This is a genomic window from Devosia faecipullorum, from assembly GCF_015158295.1.
Classification (GTDB): Bacteria; Pseudomonadota; Alphaproteobacteria; order Rhizobiales; family Devosiaceae; genus Devosia; species Devosia faecipullorum.
Genome location: NZ_JACDXV010000006.1, coordinates 32,390 through 48,183, shown reverse-complemented (window position 1 = coordinate 48,183; position 15,794 = coordinate 32,390). Strand labels below are relative to the sequence as shown.

Genomic DNA, 15,794 nt, shown 5'->3' with positions numbered 1-15,794 from the left:
GGTGGTCCGGCAAAGGTATAGGTTGAGGAAAACCTCGCCCCACGCACCGGCGGCTCGTTCAACGCGCTGGGTCCGGCGGAATTACGTCCGCTCCGATCCATGAGGGACTGCTTCGTCTTCGCCCTGCTGGCGACGTGGCAGCTGCCGATCCGGTGCAGCCGGAAGGGCCCGACATGGTTCCCCGGGGAGAGTACCGGGGGTCCGTCCATTCGCGCGAACGGAAGAAAGGCGACCCCTTCTCCATCCGGTCCCCCACACCGATTGTTCGTCGCGACCGCGCAGCCTGTGCAGGAGTGCGGACAATGTGCCTGAGGTTTCGGGGGAGGGGGATAGAGGGGATAAGTCTTGGTTCAGTTCACGCAAGCCCGAGGGTGACGAGCGAGGGTGAGAGTGTTTGTGAGCCCGCTGGGACTCGGTGTCTTTTTGAAGCGCAGGAGTGGTTGGATGGGGGCTTGGAGACGCATGTCCTTCGCAGCGCGGCTGGTTGAGGGGGCGAAATGGAACGAATGTCTCCCGGGCATCATTGCAGCTAGAGTCAAAGCATGAGGAGCTTGAAATGCTCGATACCAGTGAAATTCGTGCCGGGGCGCCAGTTGAGGAAATGAAGATCGTCGTCAACGCGCTCTATTTGTCGATGGCCTTTCTGCTTCAGCGGATCGAAGACAGCGCCGGCAAGGCCGCCGCGGCGGAAGCGCGAGAAGCCCTGATTGACAATCTCAAAGATGGCGACATCGACATGGCGATCATGGAGAGCCGCAAGACCTATGATTTTGTCGTGTCGGTCGCTGAAACTTTGCCTGTGCCAAGCCCGGTAAGCCACGCGGCGCATTAAAACGCGACGCCCCCTGCGCGCCCGGCCAAGAAGGGCGTGCTCTGCTCCATTGTCATTGCCCGGGCAATACGGGTGACCAATCCATCCTTATGGACCACCCGGACAAGCCGGGTGGTGACGATGGGGGGCCTGCCGGTGGCGCTTACGCCACCTTGGAAATATCGGGCACCGCGTCCAGCAGCATCCTTGTGTAGTCGGCCTGCGGATTGTCGAAGATGGAATCGGTTGGGCCTTTTTCCACCAGAATTCCGTTATGCAGCACGCCCACGGCGGTGGACATCTGCCGCACCACGGCCAGGTTATGGCTGATGAGCAGATAGGTGAGGCCGAATTCGGCCTGCAATTCGCTCATCAGATCCAGCACCTGCGCCTGCACCGAGACGTCGAGCGCCGAAGTGGGCTCGTCGCAGACGATGAATTCGGGCTGGCTGGAGAGCGCGCGGGCAATGGCGATGCGCTGGCGCTGGCCGCCGGAGAATTCATGCGGGAATTTCCGCATCACCGATGGATCGAGGCGGACGCGGCGCAGCAATTCGGCCACCCTGTCCTCCACCTCCGAGCGCCCCCGGGCAATGCCCAGAGTGCGCATCGGCTCGGCGATGATGTCGGCCACGCGCCAGCGCGGATTAAGGCTCGCATAGGGATCCTGGAAGATCATCTGCACGCGCTTGCGCCGTTCCTGATGGCCCTTGCCGCCGGCCCAGATGTCGTGGCCATCGACCAATATCTGCCCCGAGCTCGGCGGCAACAGGCCGACGATCATCTTGGCGCAGGTGGATTTGCCCGAGCCGGACTCGCCCACGAGGCCGAAGGTCTGGCCCTTGGGGATGGAAAAGCTCACATCGTTGACGGCACGGAAAATCTCGACCTTGCCGGGCAGGAGCTTGGTGAAGCTGCCGCCGCCGATCTCGAAATCGCGAATCAGATGGCGCACCTGCACATAGGCATTGTCGTCATTGGCCGCTTCGGCGGGGGGTGGGGCATCGTCCTGGCGCTTGATGGTGGGGATCGAGTCGATCAGCTTGATCGTATAGGGCTCGCGCGGGCGGCGGATGATGTCGCCGACGCTGCCGGTTTCCACCACCTTGCCCTGATGCATGACCACCATGCGGTCGGCGGTCTGGGCGATGACGCCCATGTCATGGGTGATGAGCATGACCGCCGCGCCATGGCTGGCGCAGAGTTTTTTCAGCACCTTGATGATCTGGGCCTGTACCGAGACGTCCAGCGCCGAAGTCGGCTCGTCGGCAATGATCAGTTCCGGCCCGGCCGCGATGGCCAGGGCGATGACGACGCGCTGGCGCATGCCGCCCGAAAATTGATGCGGATAGGAATTGATCCGTTCCGCCGCCTTGGGAATACCGGCTTCGACCAGGAGGTCGATGGCCTTCTGCCGGGCTTCGGCTTCCGAGAGCGGCAGATGCGTGCGGATGGTTTCGATCAGCTGCTCGCCCACCGTATAGAGCGGGTTGAGGCTGGTCAGCGGATCCTGGAACACCATGCCGATGCGCTTGCCGCGCAGCTTGGCCTTCTGCTCCTCGGGCAGATTGTCGATGCGTTCGCCCTTGAGGCGGATTTCCCCGCCCGCAATATGGCCGGGCCGCTCGATCAGGCCAATGACGGCGGAGCCGGTCATCGATTTCCCGGCGCCCGATTCACCCACCACGCCGACCACTTCGCCGGGCATGATGTCGAAGGACACGCCGTTGACGGCGGTGAAAACGTCATTGCGGAAGGGGAACTCGACGACGAGATCCTTGATGGAAAGCACGGGCTCGGTCATCAGCGCAACTTCGGATTGAGGGCATCGCGCAGCCAGTCGCCCAGAAGGTTGACCGACAGAGCGAGCAGAATGAGGGTGATGGCCGGAAAGAGGATGATCCACCATTCGCCCGAGAACAGGAATTGCTGGCCGATGCGGATCAGCGTTCCCAGAGAGGGCTGGGTCGGGGGTACGCCGACGCCGAGATAGGAGAGCGTGGCTTCCTCGATAATGGCCAGAGCCAGGCCGATCGTGCCGATCACCAGAACTGGGCCGGTGACATTGGGCAGCACGTGGCGCAAGAGGATAACGAGCGGATTGACGCCCAGGATGCGGGCGGCCGCCACGTAATCCTTCTGCCGCTCCACCATGGTCGCGCCGCGCACGGTGCGGGCGAACTGGGCCCAGTTGGCAAGGCCAATGGCGATGATCAGCACCCAGACGGCCGCGCCTTCCTGCTGGTTGGGCGGGATGATGCCGCGGGCTACCCCGAAGATCAGCAGGGCGATCAGGATGGCGGGGAAGCTCAGCTGCACGTCGGCGACGCGCATGATTATGGTGTCCACGATGCCGCCGACATAGCCCGAAACGAGGCCGAGACCCACACCCATGACCATGGCGAACAGCGTCGCCATGATGCCGACGAACAGCGAGACCCGGGAGCCATACATGATGGTGGAGAGCATGTCGCGGCCCTGGCTGTCGGTGCCGAGCGCGAAATATTTGCCGGAGAACGAGGATGAATTGGGCGGCGTGAAGCCGTCCATCAGGTTGAGCGTCGCCGGATTGAACGGATTATAGGGCGCCAGCCAGGGCGCGAATACCGCCATCAGGATCAGCAGCAGCGCCACTATCGAAGCGATGATGGTCACCGGCGAATGCCGGTAGGACCAGAAGATGTCGGACTTGAGGAAAGTCTTCCATCGCGAGGTTTTGACAGCCACGACCGGCTGTTCGGGGGAATGGGGCAGATCGGTCACGATGCTACCTCCCGGATTTGGCGCCGTCGCGCAGGCGCGGATCGACGATGAAATAGAGGATGTCGACGATGAGGTTGATCACCACGAAGACCAGGGCGACGAAAACCAGATAGGCCGCCATGACCGGCACGTCGACGGCCGCCACCGAATTGACGAAGAGCGAGCCGACGCCCGGCCATTGGAACACCGTCTCGGTGATGATGGCAAAGGCGATCACCGAACCCAGTTGCAGCCCGGTAATGGTGATCACCGGCACCATGGTGTTCTTGAGTGCATGGCCGAAATTGATCGCGCGTTTGCTGAGGCCGCGGGCCTTGGCGAAGCGAATATAATCGGTGCGCAGAACTTCGAGCATTTCCGCCCGCACCAGGCGCATGATCAGCGTCAGCTGGAACAGCGACAGGGTGATGGCCGGCAGGATGAGCGATCTGAGGCCCGATTGGGTGAGCAATCCGGTGCGCCACCAGCCGATCTGCACCACCTCGCCGCGCCCAAACGAGGGCAGCCATTTCAGCTCCACGGCAAAGATATAGATGAGTCCGATGCCGATAAGGAAAGTGGGCAGCGACACCCCGACCAGCGAGGCGGTCATGATGAAGCCGGAGGAAAAGGCGCGGGGCCTCAGGGCCGTATAGATGCCGAGCAGCACGCCGAAGACCAGGGCAATAGTCGCCGAGGCGAAGGCAAGCTCGATGGTCGCCGGCAGGCGTTCGAGGATCAACTGGCTGACCGGCTGCTGCAGCCGGTAGGAAATGCCGAACTGGCCCTGCAGCGCGTTGAGCACGAAATAATAGAACTGGACATAGAAGGGCTGATCGAGCCCGAGACGCTCGCGGGCGGCGTCGTAATCGGCCTGCTTGGCATCCTGGCTGAGCAGGGCGGCCAGCGGATCGCCGACATATCGGAAGACCAGGAAGGCAATGAACGCCACGACGAGCATGACGATGACGGACTGCACGAGCCGCCGGGCAATGAAGGCGAGCATGGCACCCCCGCAAATACGAACCGCCGCGTGAGACAGGGCTGCACGCGGCGGTTCTGGATTGATGATAATTAGTCGAAAGTGACCGTGGTCATGTTCGGCTGGTTTTCCGGCTGCACCGGCAGGGTCACACCCTCACGCATGGCGTAGGCGAGAACCTGGTTGTGGATCGGCAGCAGCACGCGGTCGGCCTTCACCACTTCCCAGATCTCGGCGACGGTCGCGTCGCGGGCGGCGATGTCGTCCATGGTGCCGAGAGCGATGATCTTCTCGTCCAGCTCGGGGTTGGAATAAAGACCGACGTTATAGGTGCCGTGCAGATCGGTCTTGGAGTGGATCAGGTCGTTGAACACATAGGCCGAGTCAAAGGTCGGGACGCCCCAGCCGAGCAGGTAGAAGTCGGAATTGTTGGCCAGGATGATCGGGCTGTGTTCGGCAACCGGGCGCGAAGCCAGGGTGACGTTGATGCCGATCTGGCCGAGCATGCCGACATAGGCCGTCGAGATGGCTTCGTCGTTGACATAGCGGTTGTTCGGGGTGTCGAGCGTCACCGAGAAGCCATCGGCATAACCGGCTTCGGCCATGAGGGCCTTGGCCTTGGCGATGTCGGGCTGCGGATAGGCGTCCAGTTCCGGGGTCCAGCCATTGACGAAGGGCGGGTTGGGAATGCCGGTCGGGATCGACTGGCCACGCATCACCACCTGCTTGATGGCGTCACGATCGAGCGCCAGCTCCATGGCTTCGCGAACCAGCGGGCTGTTGAACGGGTTGGAATCGGTGATGTTGGAGGACTTCAGCGGCTCATCGCCAAAGCGGTAGCCGAAATAGATGAAGCGGTTTTCCGGGCCGATCTCGACCTTGAAGCCGGCAGTGTTGCTGAGGCGCTCGATGTCCTGCGGCGGCACGTCCTGGACGATGTCGATTTCGCCCGAGAGCAGGGCCGAGATACGGGTCTGCGCATCGGCAATGGTCAGATATTCGATGGCGGTGACTTCGGGCTTGTCGCCCCACCAGCCTTCATTATAGGCCAGCGAAGTCTTCACATCGACTTCACGCGACACCAGAGTATAGGGGCCAGTGCCATTGGTGTTGAGCACCGAGTAATTGGTGGCGCCGCTGGCGAAATCCTGGACGACGGCGAGATCGTGCTCGTCCGACCAGGTCTTGTCCATGATGAAAGTATTGGTGAGGTTGTTCGGATAGATCAGCGCCGGGCCGGTCATCTGGAATTCGACGGTATGATCGTCGATGGCGGTCACGGACTGCACTTCGGCGTGCAGCTGCTTCATGTTGGAGAATTCGCTCTTGGCGCGGGTGATCGAGTAGATCACGTCCTCGGCGGTGAAATCATTGCCGTTGTGGAACTTGACGCCTTCACGCAGCTTGAACACCCAGACGGTCGGGTCGCCGTCCTTGAGCGCCCATTCGGTGGCCAGACGCGGCGTCAGGCTGCCGTCATTGTCGCGGCCGAGCAGGGTTTCATAGATGTGGTGAGCGACCGTGTGCGTATTGCCCTGGTTCTGCGAATGCGGATCCAGAGTCAGCGCATCGGACGAACGCGCCCAGCGGATCGTTTCGGCATTTGCAACACCGGCAAGCATCGTCGAGGCGACAAGTACCGCCGCGATGCGGGTCAGTGATGAGTGCATGGATAGTCTCCCGTTCCTTTAATCAACGCCTTCTCAGCGCTTGCGCCGGAGGCTTGGGGCACACAAAAGCCTAGAATGGAAGGGAGCGCAACGAGTTTCACTGACCATTTGGTCAATTTAAGGGCCTGCCGAATGGCTATCCACAAGTATGGACGGTTTTTTACAAATCGGTTCGGTGCCGCGAAGATGCCGACCGGGAGAACAAATCCATGTTATGTGCGTTGAGCCCCTGGCACCAAAAAGGAGAATGTCAATGAACCGTCGCCCCCTCGGACGCAGCGACCTGGTAATCGAACCGCTTGTGCTGGGCGGCAATGTCTTTGGCTGGACGGTGGATGAAAATACCGGATTCGCCATCCTCGATGCCTTCATAACCGCCGGATTTAGCGCCATCGATACGGCCGAAGGCTATCCCAATTGGGTGCCGGGCAATCCGCCGGGCATGAGCGAGACGATCATTGGCAAATGGCTCAAGGCGCGCGGCAATCGCCACGAGGTGCATGTCATCACCAAGGTCAATTCGGCCAAGCGGCCGGGCGGGCTCAAGGCCGATGCCATCCGGCAAGGCGTCGAAGATTCGCTGCGGCGTCTGCAGACCGACTATATCGATCTTTATTTCAGCCATTGGCCGGACCCCGAGACCGATCACGAGGAAACGCTTTCGGCCTATGATGGGCTGATCCGGTCTGGCAAGGTGCGGGCCATCGGCGCTTCCAACTACAATGCCGAGATGATGGCGGCGGCCCAGCAGACGGCCATAGTCAAATCCCTGCAGCGCTACGAAGTGACCCAGCCGCGCTACAATCTCTATGACCGGGCCGAGTTCGATGCCCTGCGACCCTATCTCCTCGAAAATGAAGTCGGCGCCATCGTCTATTACAGCCTCGCCTCCGGCTTTCTGACCGGCAAATATCGCAGCGAGGCCGATCTCGGCCAGTCGCCGCGCGGCGGTGGCATCGGGCGTTATCTCGACGCGCGGGGAATGGCTATCCTGGCGGCCCTGGATCAGGTTTCGTCCGAGATGGAAGCGACCCCGGCCGAAATCGCGCTGGCCTGGGTCGTGGCGCAGGAAGGCGTCAGCGCCCCCATTGCCTCGGCGAGTTCGGTGGCGCAGCTTGAGAGCCTGGCACGAGGCGTGCGGCTCAACCTGCCGCAAGCCGCGCTGACCATGCTGAGCAAAGCGGGCGCCTGAACGGGTGCGGGACGCATCGGGCCGCTCTTAATTCAGCGCTTGGCGTAATCCCGCGGCCATGATGATATGGACTATTCACCCCGGTTTCAGTCCGCCCCGACCGAACCTTCCGATCTGGTCTCATCGCGTCCGCCGGCATTGCCGGCTGGCGGAATGAATGCTTGGACTTTTGGCCATGTCTGTTTCCGCCGGACCCACGCGGGATATTTTTGATACAAATGGACGGGCCTTGCGGCATGAAGGGCTGAGGCGGGCCAACGAAAAGACCGTATTGACGGTGGTAGGCTTCAATGCGTCGGGCGTTTCCAATGCCGAGATCGCCCGCATGTCGGGCCTCGCGCCCCAGACCGTTTCGGCTATTCTCACCAAGCTCGAAAAAGAAGGTCTGGTGGAAAGGGGCGCGGCGCTGCGCGGCCGGCGCGGCCAGCCGGCAACGCCCATTCTCCTGAACAAGGATGGCGGCTATGCCATCGGTGTGGAACTGGGCTGGCGACACGCCGACGTCATGCTTCTCAACCTGCATGGCACAGTGCTCGGCCATCGCCATGTCGACTACGACTATCCCGATGCGGGCGGCATCTTCGATTTCATTGGCCAATGCGTCGAAGACCTCAAGGCGCTAGTGCCGCAGGACCATCTCGATCGGCTCCTCGATCTGGGATTGGCCATGCCCGCGGGGCTGGCTGACGGGATCAGGCGGATCGGCGCGCCGCAGGAGCAGGTAATGCAATGGCAGGGGCTCGACGCCCAGGCCGAACTTGCGACGCGCACCGGGCTCGAAGTCACGCTCATCAACGACGGTAATGCCGCCTGTTGGGCCGAACTGATCGCGCTGACGCCGCCACGACCGGCCAGCATCATCTATTTTCTCGTATCCCACTTTATCGGGGCCGGCGTGATCGGCGACGGCGCGTTGTGGAGCGGGCATAATGGCAATGCCGCCGATATGGGCATGATGCTGGTGCAGCTCGATGGCAGGGGGCCGCAACAGGCCTATCATATCGCTTCCCTCTGGGCCCTGGGTCAGCGGTTGGCGGAGGCGGGCAAGCCGCGAGACATTGCGGCACTTGCGCATTGGGATTGGGATGAAATCGAGAGCGAGGTGGACAGCTGGATTGTCGACAGCGCCAAGGTGCTGGCTCGTGTCGCGTTCAATACCAGTACCGTCGTGGATGCCCCTCTGGTTGTCATCGATACCGTACTCGGGCCGGCCATTACCGAAAGGCTGGTCACGCGGTTCCGGAGCGAACTGGCAGCATTGCCGGTACTCGGCATTGCGCCGCCCATGGTGGCGACAGGCCGCCACGGAGCCGTGGCACCAGCCATCGGCGCCGCCGAGCTGCCGCTGTTCAATCGCTATTTCTGAGTGGGGACAGCGCCCTCAGGCTCTGATCTGATCCATGCCATCGAGCGCTGCGCGCAGTCTGGCGCCCGGGATAAAGATTACCGCATGGCGGGGCGCGATCCGATGCTCTTCGCCGGTACGCGGATTGCGACCGACACGTTCGGCGCGTGACCGGATCTGAAGCGAGCCGAAGCCGGTAAGCTTGACGCTGTCACCCTCCCTCAGGGCCGAGCCGACCAGTTCGAACATGCGTTGGGCGATCTGGCATACATCGCAATGTTTGATCTCGGTCGCATCGCTGGCCCGATCGGCAAGCATTGCGCGCGTGATGGTATTATTCACCGATAAGTTCCTCCCAGACATTAAATTCCTAAAGCGAACATAAGTGGATGTCCAGCCATTTGCCGGGTCCGGTTAATATGAATTTCGATTTCAAGATTATTTGACATTTTTTAGAATGGTTATAAGCTGCGACCCGAATTATGAGAGATGGGCCGGCTCGCACGGCGCCGTAATGCCAAGGAATTTTGCCCGTGAGATTGACCCGCCAATCCAACTACGCCATTCGCACGCTGGTCTATTGCGCGGTCAACGAGCCGGGGCTGAGCCGGGTTGCAGAGATTGCGCGCGCCTATGGCATTTCCGAGCTGTTCCTGTTCAAGCTGATCAAGCCGCTGGTGGAAAACGGCTTGCTCAAGACGGTGCGCGGGCGCCATGGCGGCATCCAATTGGGCAAGCCTGCCGAGCAGATCACCCTGCTCGACACCATCCGCCTCACTGAAGAAAACTTCGCCATGGCGGAATGTTTCGAAGATGGTTCCGATTGCCCCCTGATTGGGGAATGCGACCTCAATGGCGCGCTGCGCGAAGCGCTCGGCGCGTTTTTCGAGGTGCTGAGCCGCCATACCATTGCCGATCTGGCCAGCAAGAAGCGCTCGATCCGCGAGCGGCTGGGCATCACCACCGCCGAGGCGGTCAATGAGAGCCTGGCGGCAATCTCGGTCGCCTAGAATAAAGCTGACGGCAAAACTCAAATATGAGTTTGACAATCATGTTATGGCGTGATTGATATTGGCCATGGCGCTGGCGACCCCTTGGGGCCTGTGGGTCCGGGCGCTGTACCACGACGGGGCTTGCTGCTACCGTCTCCCCGGACCGGCCAGGATCCTCAACGTCCTGGCCGGTCTTTTCATTTCCCTCATCATTGATCTGCCGGGCGGGCCATGCTCTATCCGGGCCAGTTTTTCCCGGATTTGACATGGCAGCCCCCCCGCTTCTTTCCCTTCAGGACATTCAGCTCACCTTTGGCGGCACGCAATTGCTCGAGGCGGCCGAACTGATCGTATCGCCCGGCCAGCGCATTGCCCTGGTGGGGCGCAATGGCTCGGGCAAGTCCACCCTGCTCAAGATCGCCGCGGGCCTCGTCCAGCATGATGCGGGCCAGCGTTTCGCCGAGCCGGGCGCCACGATCCGTTATCTGCCGCAAGAACCCGACCTCAGCGGCTTCGCCGATGTGCTCGCCTATGTCGAGGCTGGGCTGGCGCCGGGCGACGATCCCTATCGCGCCCAATATCTGCTTCATGCCCTGGGCCTGACTGGCGAGGAGCGTCCGGAAACGCTTTCGGGCGGCGAAGGCCGCCGCGCCGCTTTGGCCCGGGTTCTGGCGCCGCGTCCCGACGTCCTGCTGCTCGATGAGCCGACCAACCATCTCGACCTGCCGGTCATCGAATGGCTGCAGGACGAACTCGGCCAGATGCGCTCGGCCATGGTGCTGATCAGCCACGACCGGCGCTTCCTCGCTGATCTCACCCGCTCCACCGTCTGGCTCGATCGTGGCGTTACCCGCCGCATCGACAAGGGTTTTTCCGCCTTCGAAGCCTGGCGCGACGAGGTGCTGGAGCAGGAGGAAAAGGACCGTCACAAGCTCGACCGCCAGATCGTGCGCGAGGAACACTGGCTGCGCTATGGCGTCACCGCCCGCCGCAAACGCAATGTCGGCCGGCGCGAACGGCTCGCCAATCTGCGTCAGGATCGCCGCGACCAGCGCCGCGTCACCGGCAATGTGACCCTTGCGGTCAGCGAAGGGCGCACGTCCGGCGCCCTGGTGGCCGAAGCGGAAAACATCTCCAAGAGCTTCGGCTCTCGCATTGTGGTGCAAGATTTTTCCACCCGCGTGCTGCGCGGTGACCGGGTCGGCATTGTCGGTCCCAATGGCGCGGGCAAGACCACGCTGATCAAGATGCTCACCGGCCTGCTCGAACCCGATAGCGGCACGATCAAGCGCGGTGCGGCCATCGAAATGGCCATGCTCGATCAGGGCCGGGCCAAGCTCGAACCCGAGACCCGCCTGCGCGATGCCCTGACCGGCGGCGGCAGCGACAATATCAACATCAATGGCGAGCAGAAGCACGTCATGGGCTATATGCAGGATTTCCTGTTCGCGCCCGAACAGGCCAATACCCCGATCGGCAAGCTCTCCGGTGGCGAGCGGGCGCGCGTGGCGCTGGCCCGGACGCTGGCCCTGCCGTCCAATTTCCTCGTCCTCGACGAGCCGACCAACGATCTCGATCTCGAAACCCTCGATCTGCTCGAAGAGATGGTGTCCGACTATGCCGGCACCGTGATGGTGGTGAGCCATGACCGCGATTTTCTTGACCGGGTGGCGACCTCGGTGATCATGGCGGAAGGCGACGGACGCTGGACCGAATATGCCGGCGGCTATTCCGACATGGTGGCCCAGCGCGGAGAGGGCGTGGCCGCCCGCACGCTCGACAAGCCGGCAAAACCAGAAAAGCCGAAAGCCGAAGCCGTTGCGGCGGCGCCCTCTGCCAAGCGAAAGCTGAGTTTCAAGGAAAAGCACGCGCTCGAAACCCTGCCCAAGGACATCGACAGGCTCGACGCCGAGATCAGGACGCTGAACGCAACCCTGTCCGATCCGGCCTTTTACACCAAGGATCCAACGGGCTTTGCCGCCAAGTCAAAGGCCCTCGAAGCCGCCGAGACGAAAAAGGCGGCGGCAGAGGAGCAATGGCTCGAACTCGAAATGTTGCGCGAGGAACTGGAGGGCTCCTGAGCCGCTTCAGTCCTTCCACTCGAATTTGGGCTGCGCCAGATAGTTCAGGCCCTCGGTCTCCCCGGCGATCTGGCGGAGCAGGATGCGCCCCAGATTGCGGCCGGCATCGGCGAAATCTTCCTGCACGGTTTCGGCATTGGGCTGGAACTGCATGAACATCGAGGTGGATTGCTTGGTGACCACATGGGCGTTCTGGCCCAGCACCAGGCCCGCATCGGTCAAGGCGCCGATCACCGCCAGCGCCGAAATTTCCGAGGCGCAGACATAGCCATCCGGCGGTTCTGCCCGCTTGGCGCGCTTCATCACGTAATTGCGGATCGCGTCGGTGGCGCTAGCCAGGTTGACGTCGGCGGCGAATTCGTAGGCGATGCCGGCCTCCGCCGCGCCCCGCGCCACGCCGTTGCGCAGGTGCTCGGTATAATTGAGCGCCGAATCGGGCAGGATGATCGAAACCTTCCGGCATCCCTTGGCGGCCAGCCGCTTCGTCGCGGCATAGGCATAGCTCTCATTGTCGAAATCGACATAGGCATGCGGCTCGGGCCATTGGCTGCGGCCATGGCTGACAAAGGGGATGTCGTTGTCGAGCAGAAACCGGACGCGCTCGTCAAAGGTCTCGACCTTGGAGAAAATCACCCCATCCGCCATGCGGTTGCGCACGATATGGCGAACCGGGTCGAGCGGGGACACATTGCGGAAAAGCGGCGTGATGACGAGGTGATAGGCGGTGTCGCGCAGGGCCTCGGTAATTCCGGTCACCAGATTGGTGCCAAAACCATAGATCTGCTCATCCGGCTCGAGGATCAGCGTGATGACATTGGTGCGCCCGGTCTTGAGGCGGAGGGCGGCGCGGTCCGGCAAATAACCGATTTCGGCGGCGATCTTCTGCACCCGGTCGCGGGTATCCTGCGCCAGTTCGGGCGCGTTGTTGAGGGCGCGCGAAATGGTGGTGACGGCCAAACCCGTCATCTGGGCAATGGTTTTCAGGGTGGGCTTGCCAGACGGCTTGGCTCCCCGCTTGCCGCGTGCCACAGGCGGCAATTCTTGGTCGGACACGTTTCCCCTCCCACCCGCCGCTGGCCGGCAACGGCGCTCGATAAGAGAAAAACAAGACCAGATTGCCAGGCTTTGTGCAAGCGCCATGCGCGCGAAAACACATGACAGCGACTACGGTTAGACAAAAGTTGAGCAGTCTTTTTCGCTTTTTTCCGACTTTGCGCATCGTCCGACACTGGCAAAAACCGCATCGGCTGATTATCTTGCCTTTGCTGCGCCGCAATGGCGTGGTCAAACCCGTTCCGTCAAACACCGCAAGGAAAGGAATGACGATGACGACATCGACGACCTTCACTCTCCATGCCGCGTGTTCGAACCTGGTACTCCGAAACTATCGCGCCAAACGCTGGCAAGGGTTCTGTCGCTCGAAACGAATGTGATCCGCGTCACATCCCCGTCTCACACAAAAGATAGAATCCGTGTCGCTGGCCCGAGGCGCCGTTCCGCAAAGGAACGTGCGGCCGTCGTTGACCCGACGCACAAGTGGAGTGCCCACAAATGCAGGAAATCAGTTTAAACCGGGCTGAAAGGCTGAGGCCCGTCGTCATCGAAGTGGGTGGTGAGCCGCAAGGCGTCGTCGTGCCCGATGCGGACGGCTACAGGTTCCTTGCCGTCAAGCTGCCGGCCTTCTCCATAGACGGCCAACGCTTCCCCAATATCGAGATGGCGCATCTGGCGGTGAGCCAGGCGGTGGAGAACGGCGAAGCGGCCTGAGAAATAGCCGGGGGCGTCGCCACCGGCTTTTCAGGCGCTTCATCGGCTGAAGGAAAACGCTCCCTCAACCATCATTGCCGGCATTCAACTCAGAGGGCTTCGTGCCTTCTGAGAGCGGCTGGGATGGGGCGAGCGCCTTCTCCACGGCTTCGGCCAGTGCTTCCACGTCGATGCGCGACGCGCCGGTGTCGGCCTGCCGCTGCAATTCCCCGCCAAGGGCGGTGGCGATGGCCTGAAACCTGCCGCCGGTCTTTCGCTCAGCCATTCCCATCGACGGAAATTCCTGTTTCATCCACGCGCACCTCGATGCCGGGGCGGGCCTGTTGCTGCTGGTAGGTATAGATGGCGAAAGCCACGACGGCGACGGCCAGCACGGCGATCACGGCGATCACGGCGAAAAGACCATTGCGGGACACGGACAGGCTCCTGACGCTTTAGGTTCCGAATCCAAGCAACGCGCCAGCGCCAGATTTGTTCATTCTTCGGCGATCTGGCGCAGCGCCATGACGAAGGCGGTTACCCCGATCCCCACCGAGCTGGAATTGTCGATGACGATGGGGGAGATGTCGGCCGGCAGCGCAGCGCCCTCGCGCGCCAGACGGGCGACGATCTGGTCGCGGCTTTCCCGCCCCCTTTGCGCCAGCCTTGCGGCGCGCAACGAAATTTCGGCGGAAATCTGCACCACCCGGCAGAGCGGATACTTGGCGATGGCCTGCGGCACCGCATGACGGGAAATATTAGCGACCACCACGCGGCCCAGGGTCAGATCGGTATCGACGCCGATGGGCAGCGCATAATCGAGCCCATGGGCCTGCCAGGTGAGGGCGAAGCGGCCCGCCGCCGCCGCCGCGGCGAATTCTTCCAGATCGAGGCTGACATGGTCTTCGAGGTCGATATCGGCGGGCCGGGTCACGAGGCGGCGCACGAAACTGAAGCGCTTGTCGCCGTCGAGCGCCTTGCGGGCCCCGCCGATCAACGTATCCTTGCCGACCCCCGAAGGGCCGACCACCAGTACCAGTACACCCGCCGGCCTGTCGCTCAACTCACCCGCAATCCTTCGCGCCACACCGACCGCACCACCGGCAGCGGCGCATGTGCGGCGACGCGGACCAGATCGGCTCTCTTGCCCGGCGCGATCTCGCCCCGGTCATCCAATCCGGCGGCACGGGCCGGATTGGCAGTAACGGTAGCCAGCGCCCGGCTGAGGTCAAGTCCCTCCACCCGTTGCGGCAACAGGAAAGCGGCCTGCAACAGCGCAAAGGGCACATAATCGGAGCTGAGAATGTCGAGCAGGCCCGCCGCGACGAGGTCGGTGGCCGAGATATTGCCCGAATGGGACTTGCCGCGCACCACATTGGGCGCGCCCATCAAGATAGCCAGGCCCGCATCATGGGCCGCCGAGGCTGCCTCCAGAGTGGTGGGAAATTCCGAAATCGCCACGCCATCGTCTGCCGCCTCCTCGACATGGGCAAGCGTGGCGTCGTCATGGCTGGCAATGGCCAGGCCCAGGAGATGGGCGCGGGCGACGATGGCTCTTCTGTTGCTGGCCGAATAGCGGTCGTGATCGGCCTGGCGGGCATCGACAAAGGCCTGCAATTCCTCGGGCGTCCGGCCCATTTGCCGTGCATAAAATCTCTTGTAGTCCGCCAGCGAGCGGAATTGCCGCTGCCCCGGCGTATGGTCCATGACCGAGGCCAGCCGGGTTGAGGGATGATCGGCCAGCGCTTCGAAATGGGCCACCACGTCATGGCTGGGCAATTCGCAGCGCAGATGGATGAAATGCTCCGCGCGCAGCCAGCCCGCCGCGCCGCCCTGCCGGACCGCATGCACCAGCTTTTCGGCATGTTCGAGCATTTCGGGCATATCGGTGTCCGAACCGATCCGCACCGCGTCGAACACCGTGGTGATGCCCGAGCCGGCGATCTGCGCGTCGTGAGCATGCAGGGCCGCCATCGGCTCCCAGAACACGCCGGGACGGGGGCGATAGTGATTTTCCAGATGGTCGGTATGCAGTTCTACGAGGCCCGGGATCAGATAATCGCCGCCCATATCCTCGCCCTGGCGGGCCGGACCGGAATCGATCGCGGCGATCCGGCCATCGATCAGGCTGACGCTGCCGGTAATGACCTCGTCGGCGAGCACAATCCGTGCATTGGTGAAGACGGTTTCGGGCAAGGCTGTCATCCTCCTTGATTGCGGATCGCGGTCCGGC

Annotated in this window: 16 protein-coding genes; 6 read left to right on the top strand and 10 right to left on the bottom strand. The window is 62.3% G+C overall.

The genetic code is table 11. The annotated features are described in order from the left end of the window. The first annotated feature begins 556 nt into the window (after window positions 1-556). Window positions 557-832 carry a hypothetical protein gene (locus H0482_RS13230; RefSeq protein WP_193730544.1) on the top strand — a complete coding sequence of 92 codons (276 nt, stop codon included), beginning with the start codon at window positions 557-559 and terminating at the stop codon, window positions 830-832. 142 nt (window positions 833-974) lie between these two features. On the opposite strand, the gene H0482_RS13225 is transcribed toward H0482_RS13230, so the two are convergent. The 4 genes from H0482_RS13225 to H0482_RS13210 form a co-directional block, all read right to left on the bottom strand. Beyond that, window positions 975-2,615 (bottom strand): ABC transporter ATP-binding protein, encoded by a 1,641-nt coding sequence (locus H0482_RS13225; RefSeq protein WP_193730543.1) that lies wholly within the window; start codon window positions 2,613-2,615, stop codon window positions 975-977. Continuing rightward, window positions 2,615-3,538 (bottom strand): ABC transporter permease, encoded by a 924-nt coding sequence (locus tag H0482_RS13220; RefSeq protein WP_330998266.1) that lies wholly within the window; start codon window positions 3,536-3,538, stop codon window positions 2,615-2,617. The genes H0482_RS13225 and H0482_RS13220 overlap by 1 nt, the downstream gene beginning before the upstream one ends. 40 nt (window positions 3,539-3,578) lie before the next feature. Then, complete coding sequence (locus H0482_RS13215; RefSeq protein ID WP_193730541.1) at window positions 3,579-4,559, bottom strand: ABC transporter permease; 981 nt, start codon at window positions 4,557-4,559, stop codon at window positions 3,579-3,581. Between the two features lie 68 nt (window positions 4,560-4,627). Next, on the bottom strand, window positions 4,628-6,205 hold the full coding sequence (locus tag H0482_RS13210; RefSeq protein ID WP_193730540.1) for an ABC transporter substrate-binding protein: 1,578 nt from the start codon (window positions 6,203-6,205) through the stop codon (window positions 4,628-4,630). Between the two features lie 253 nt (window positions 6,206-6,458). Between H0482_RS13210 and H0482_RS13205 the strand changes: the two genes are divergently transcribed. Both H0482_RS13205 and H0482_RS13200 read left to right on the top strand, forming a co-directional pair. Next, window positions 6,459-7,397 (top strand): aldo/keto reductase, encoded by a 939-nt coding sequence (locus H0482_RS13205; RefSeq protein ID WP_193730539.1) that lies wholly within the window; start codon window positions 6,459-6,461, stop codon window positions 7,395-7,397. Between the two features lie 175 nt (window positions 7,398-7,572). Beyond that, window positions 7,573-8,763, top strand: coding sequence for an ROK family transcriptional regulator (locus tag H0482_RS13200; protein WP_193730538.1), 1,191 nt, complete (start codon window positions 7,573-7,575; stop codon window positions 8,761-8,763). Window positions 8,764-8,778: 15 nt separating this feature from the next. On the opposite strand, the gene H0482_RS13195 is transcribed toward H0482_RS13200, so the two are convergent. Next, window positions 8,779-9,084: an HU family DNA-binding protein gene (locus tag H0482_RS13195; RefSeq protein ID WP_193730537.1), complete on the bottom strand. Its 306-nt coding sequence runs from the start codon at window positions 9,082-9,084 to the stop codon at window positions 8,779-8,781. 191 nt (window positions 9,085-9,275) lie between these two features. On the opposite strand from H0482_RS13195, the gene rirA reads away from it, so the two are divergent. After that, window positions 9,276-9,752, top strand: a complete 477-nt coding sequence (gene rirA, locus H0482_RS13190) for an iron-responsive transcriptional regulator RirA (RefSeq protein ID WP_193730536.1) — start codon at window positions 9,276-9,278, stop codon at window positions 9,750-9,752. A 248-nt stretch (window positions 9,753-10,000) separates the two neighbouring features. Then, window positions 10,001-11,815 (top strand): ABC-F family ATP-binding cassette domain-containing protein, encoded by a 1,815-nt coding sequence (locus tag H0482_RS13185; RefSeq protein WP_193730535.1) that lies wholly within the window; start codon window positions 10,001-10,003, stop codon window positions 11,813-11,815. A 6-nt stretch (window positions 11,816-11,821) separates the two neighbouring features. On the opposite strand, the gene H0482_RS13180 is transcribed toward H0482_RS13185, so the two are convergent. Beyond that, window positions 11,822-12,868 carry a LacI family transcriptional regulator gene (locus H0482_RS13180; RefSeq protein ID WP_330998263.1) on the bottom strand — a complete coding sequence of 349 codons (1,047 nt, stop codon included), beginning with the start codon at window positions 12,866-12,868 and terminating at the stop codon, window positions 11,822-11,824. A 498-nt stretch (window positions 12,869-13,366) separates the two neighbouring features. On the opposite strand from H0482_RS13180, the gene H0482_RS13175 reads away from it, so the two are divergent. Next, window positions 13,367-13,582 (top strand): hypothetical protein, encoded by a 216-nt coding sequence (locus H0482_RS13175; RefSeq protein WP_230989638.1) that lies wholly within the window; start codon window positions 13,367-13,369, stop codon window positions 13,580-13,582. Window positions 13,583-13,646: 64 nt separating this feature from the next. Here the strand turns inward: H0482_RS13175 and H0482_RS13170 are convergent, their stop codons facing one another. The 4 genes from H0482_RS13170 to H0482_RS13155 are packed head-to-tail and all read right to left on the bottom strand — an operon-like array spanning window position 13,647 to window position 15,766. Then, window positions 13,647-13,847 (bottom strand): hypothetical protein, encoded by a 201-nt coding sequence (locus tag H0482_RS13170; RefSeq protein WP_193730533.1) that lies wholly within the window; start codon window positions 13,845-13,847, stop codon window positions 13,647-13,649. Continuing rightward, entirely contained in the window at window positions 13,840-13,998 is a 159-nt protein-coding gene (locus H0482_RS13165; RefSeq protein WP_193730532.1) for a hypothetical protein, read from the bottom strand. Before H0482_RS13165 ends, H0482_RS13170 begins: the two co-directional genes overlap by 8 nt. A gap of 59 nt (window positions 13,999-14,057) precedes the next feature. Continuing rightward, on the bottom strand, window positions 14,058-14,624 hold the full coding sequence (phnN, locus tag H0482_RS13160; protein WP_193730531.1) for a phosphonate metabolism protein/1,5-bisphosphokinase (PRPP-forming) PhnN: 567 nt from the start codon (window positions 14,622-14,624) through the stop codon (window positions 14,058-14,060). Further along, window positions 14,621-15,766, bottom strand: coding sequence for an alpha-D-ribose 1-methylphosphonate 5-triphosphate diphosphatase (locus tag H0482_RS13155; RefSeq protein WP_193730530.1), 1,146 nt, complete (start codon window positions 15,764-15,766; stop codon window positions 14,621-14,623). The genes phnN and H0482_RS13155 overlap by 4 nt, the downstream gene beginning before the upstream one ends. Window positions 15,767-15,794: the final 28 nt, after the last annotated feature.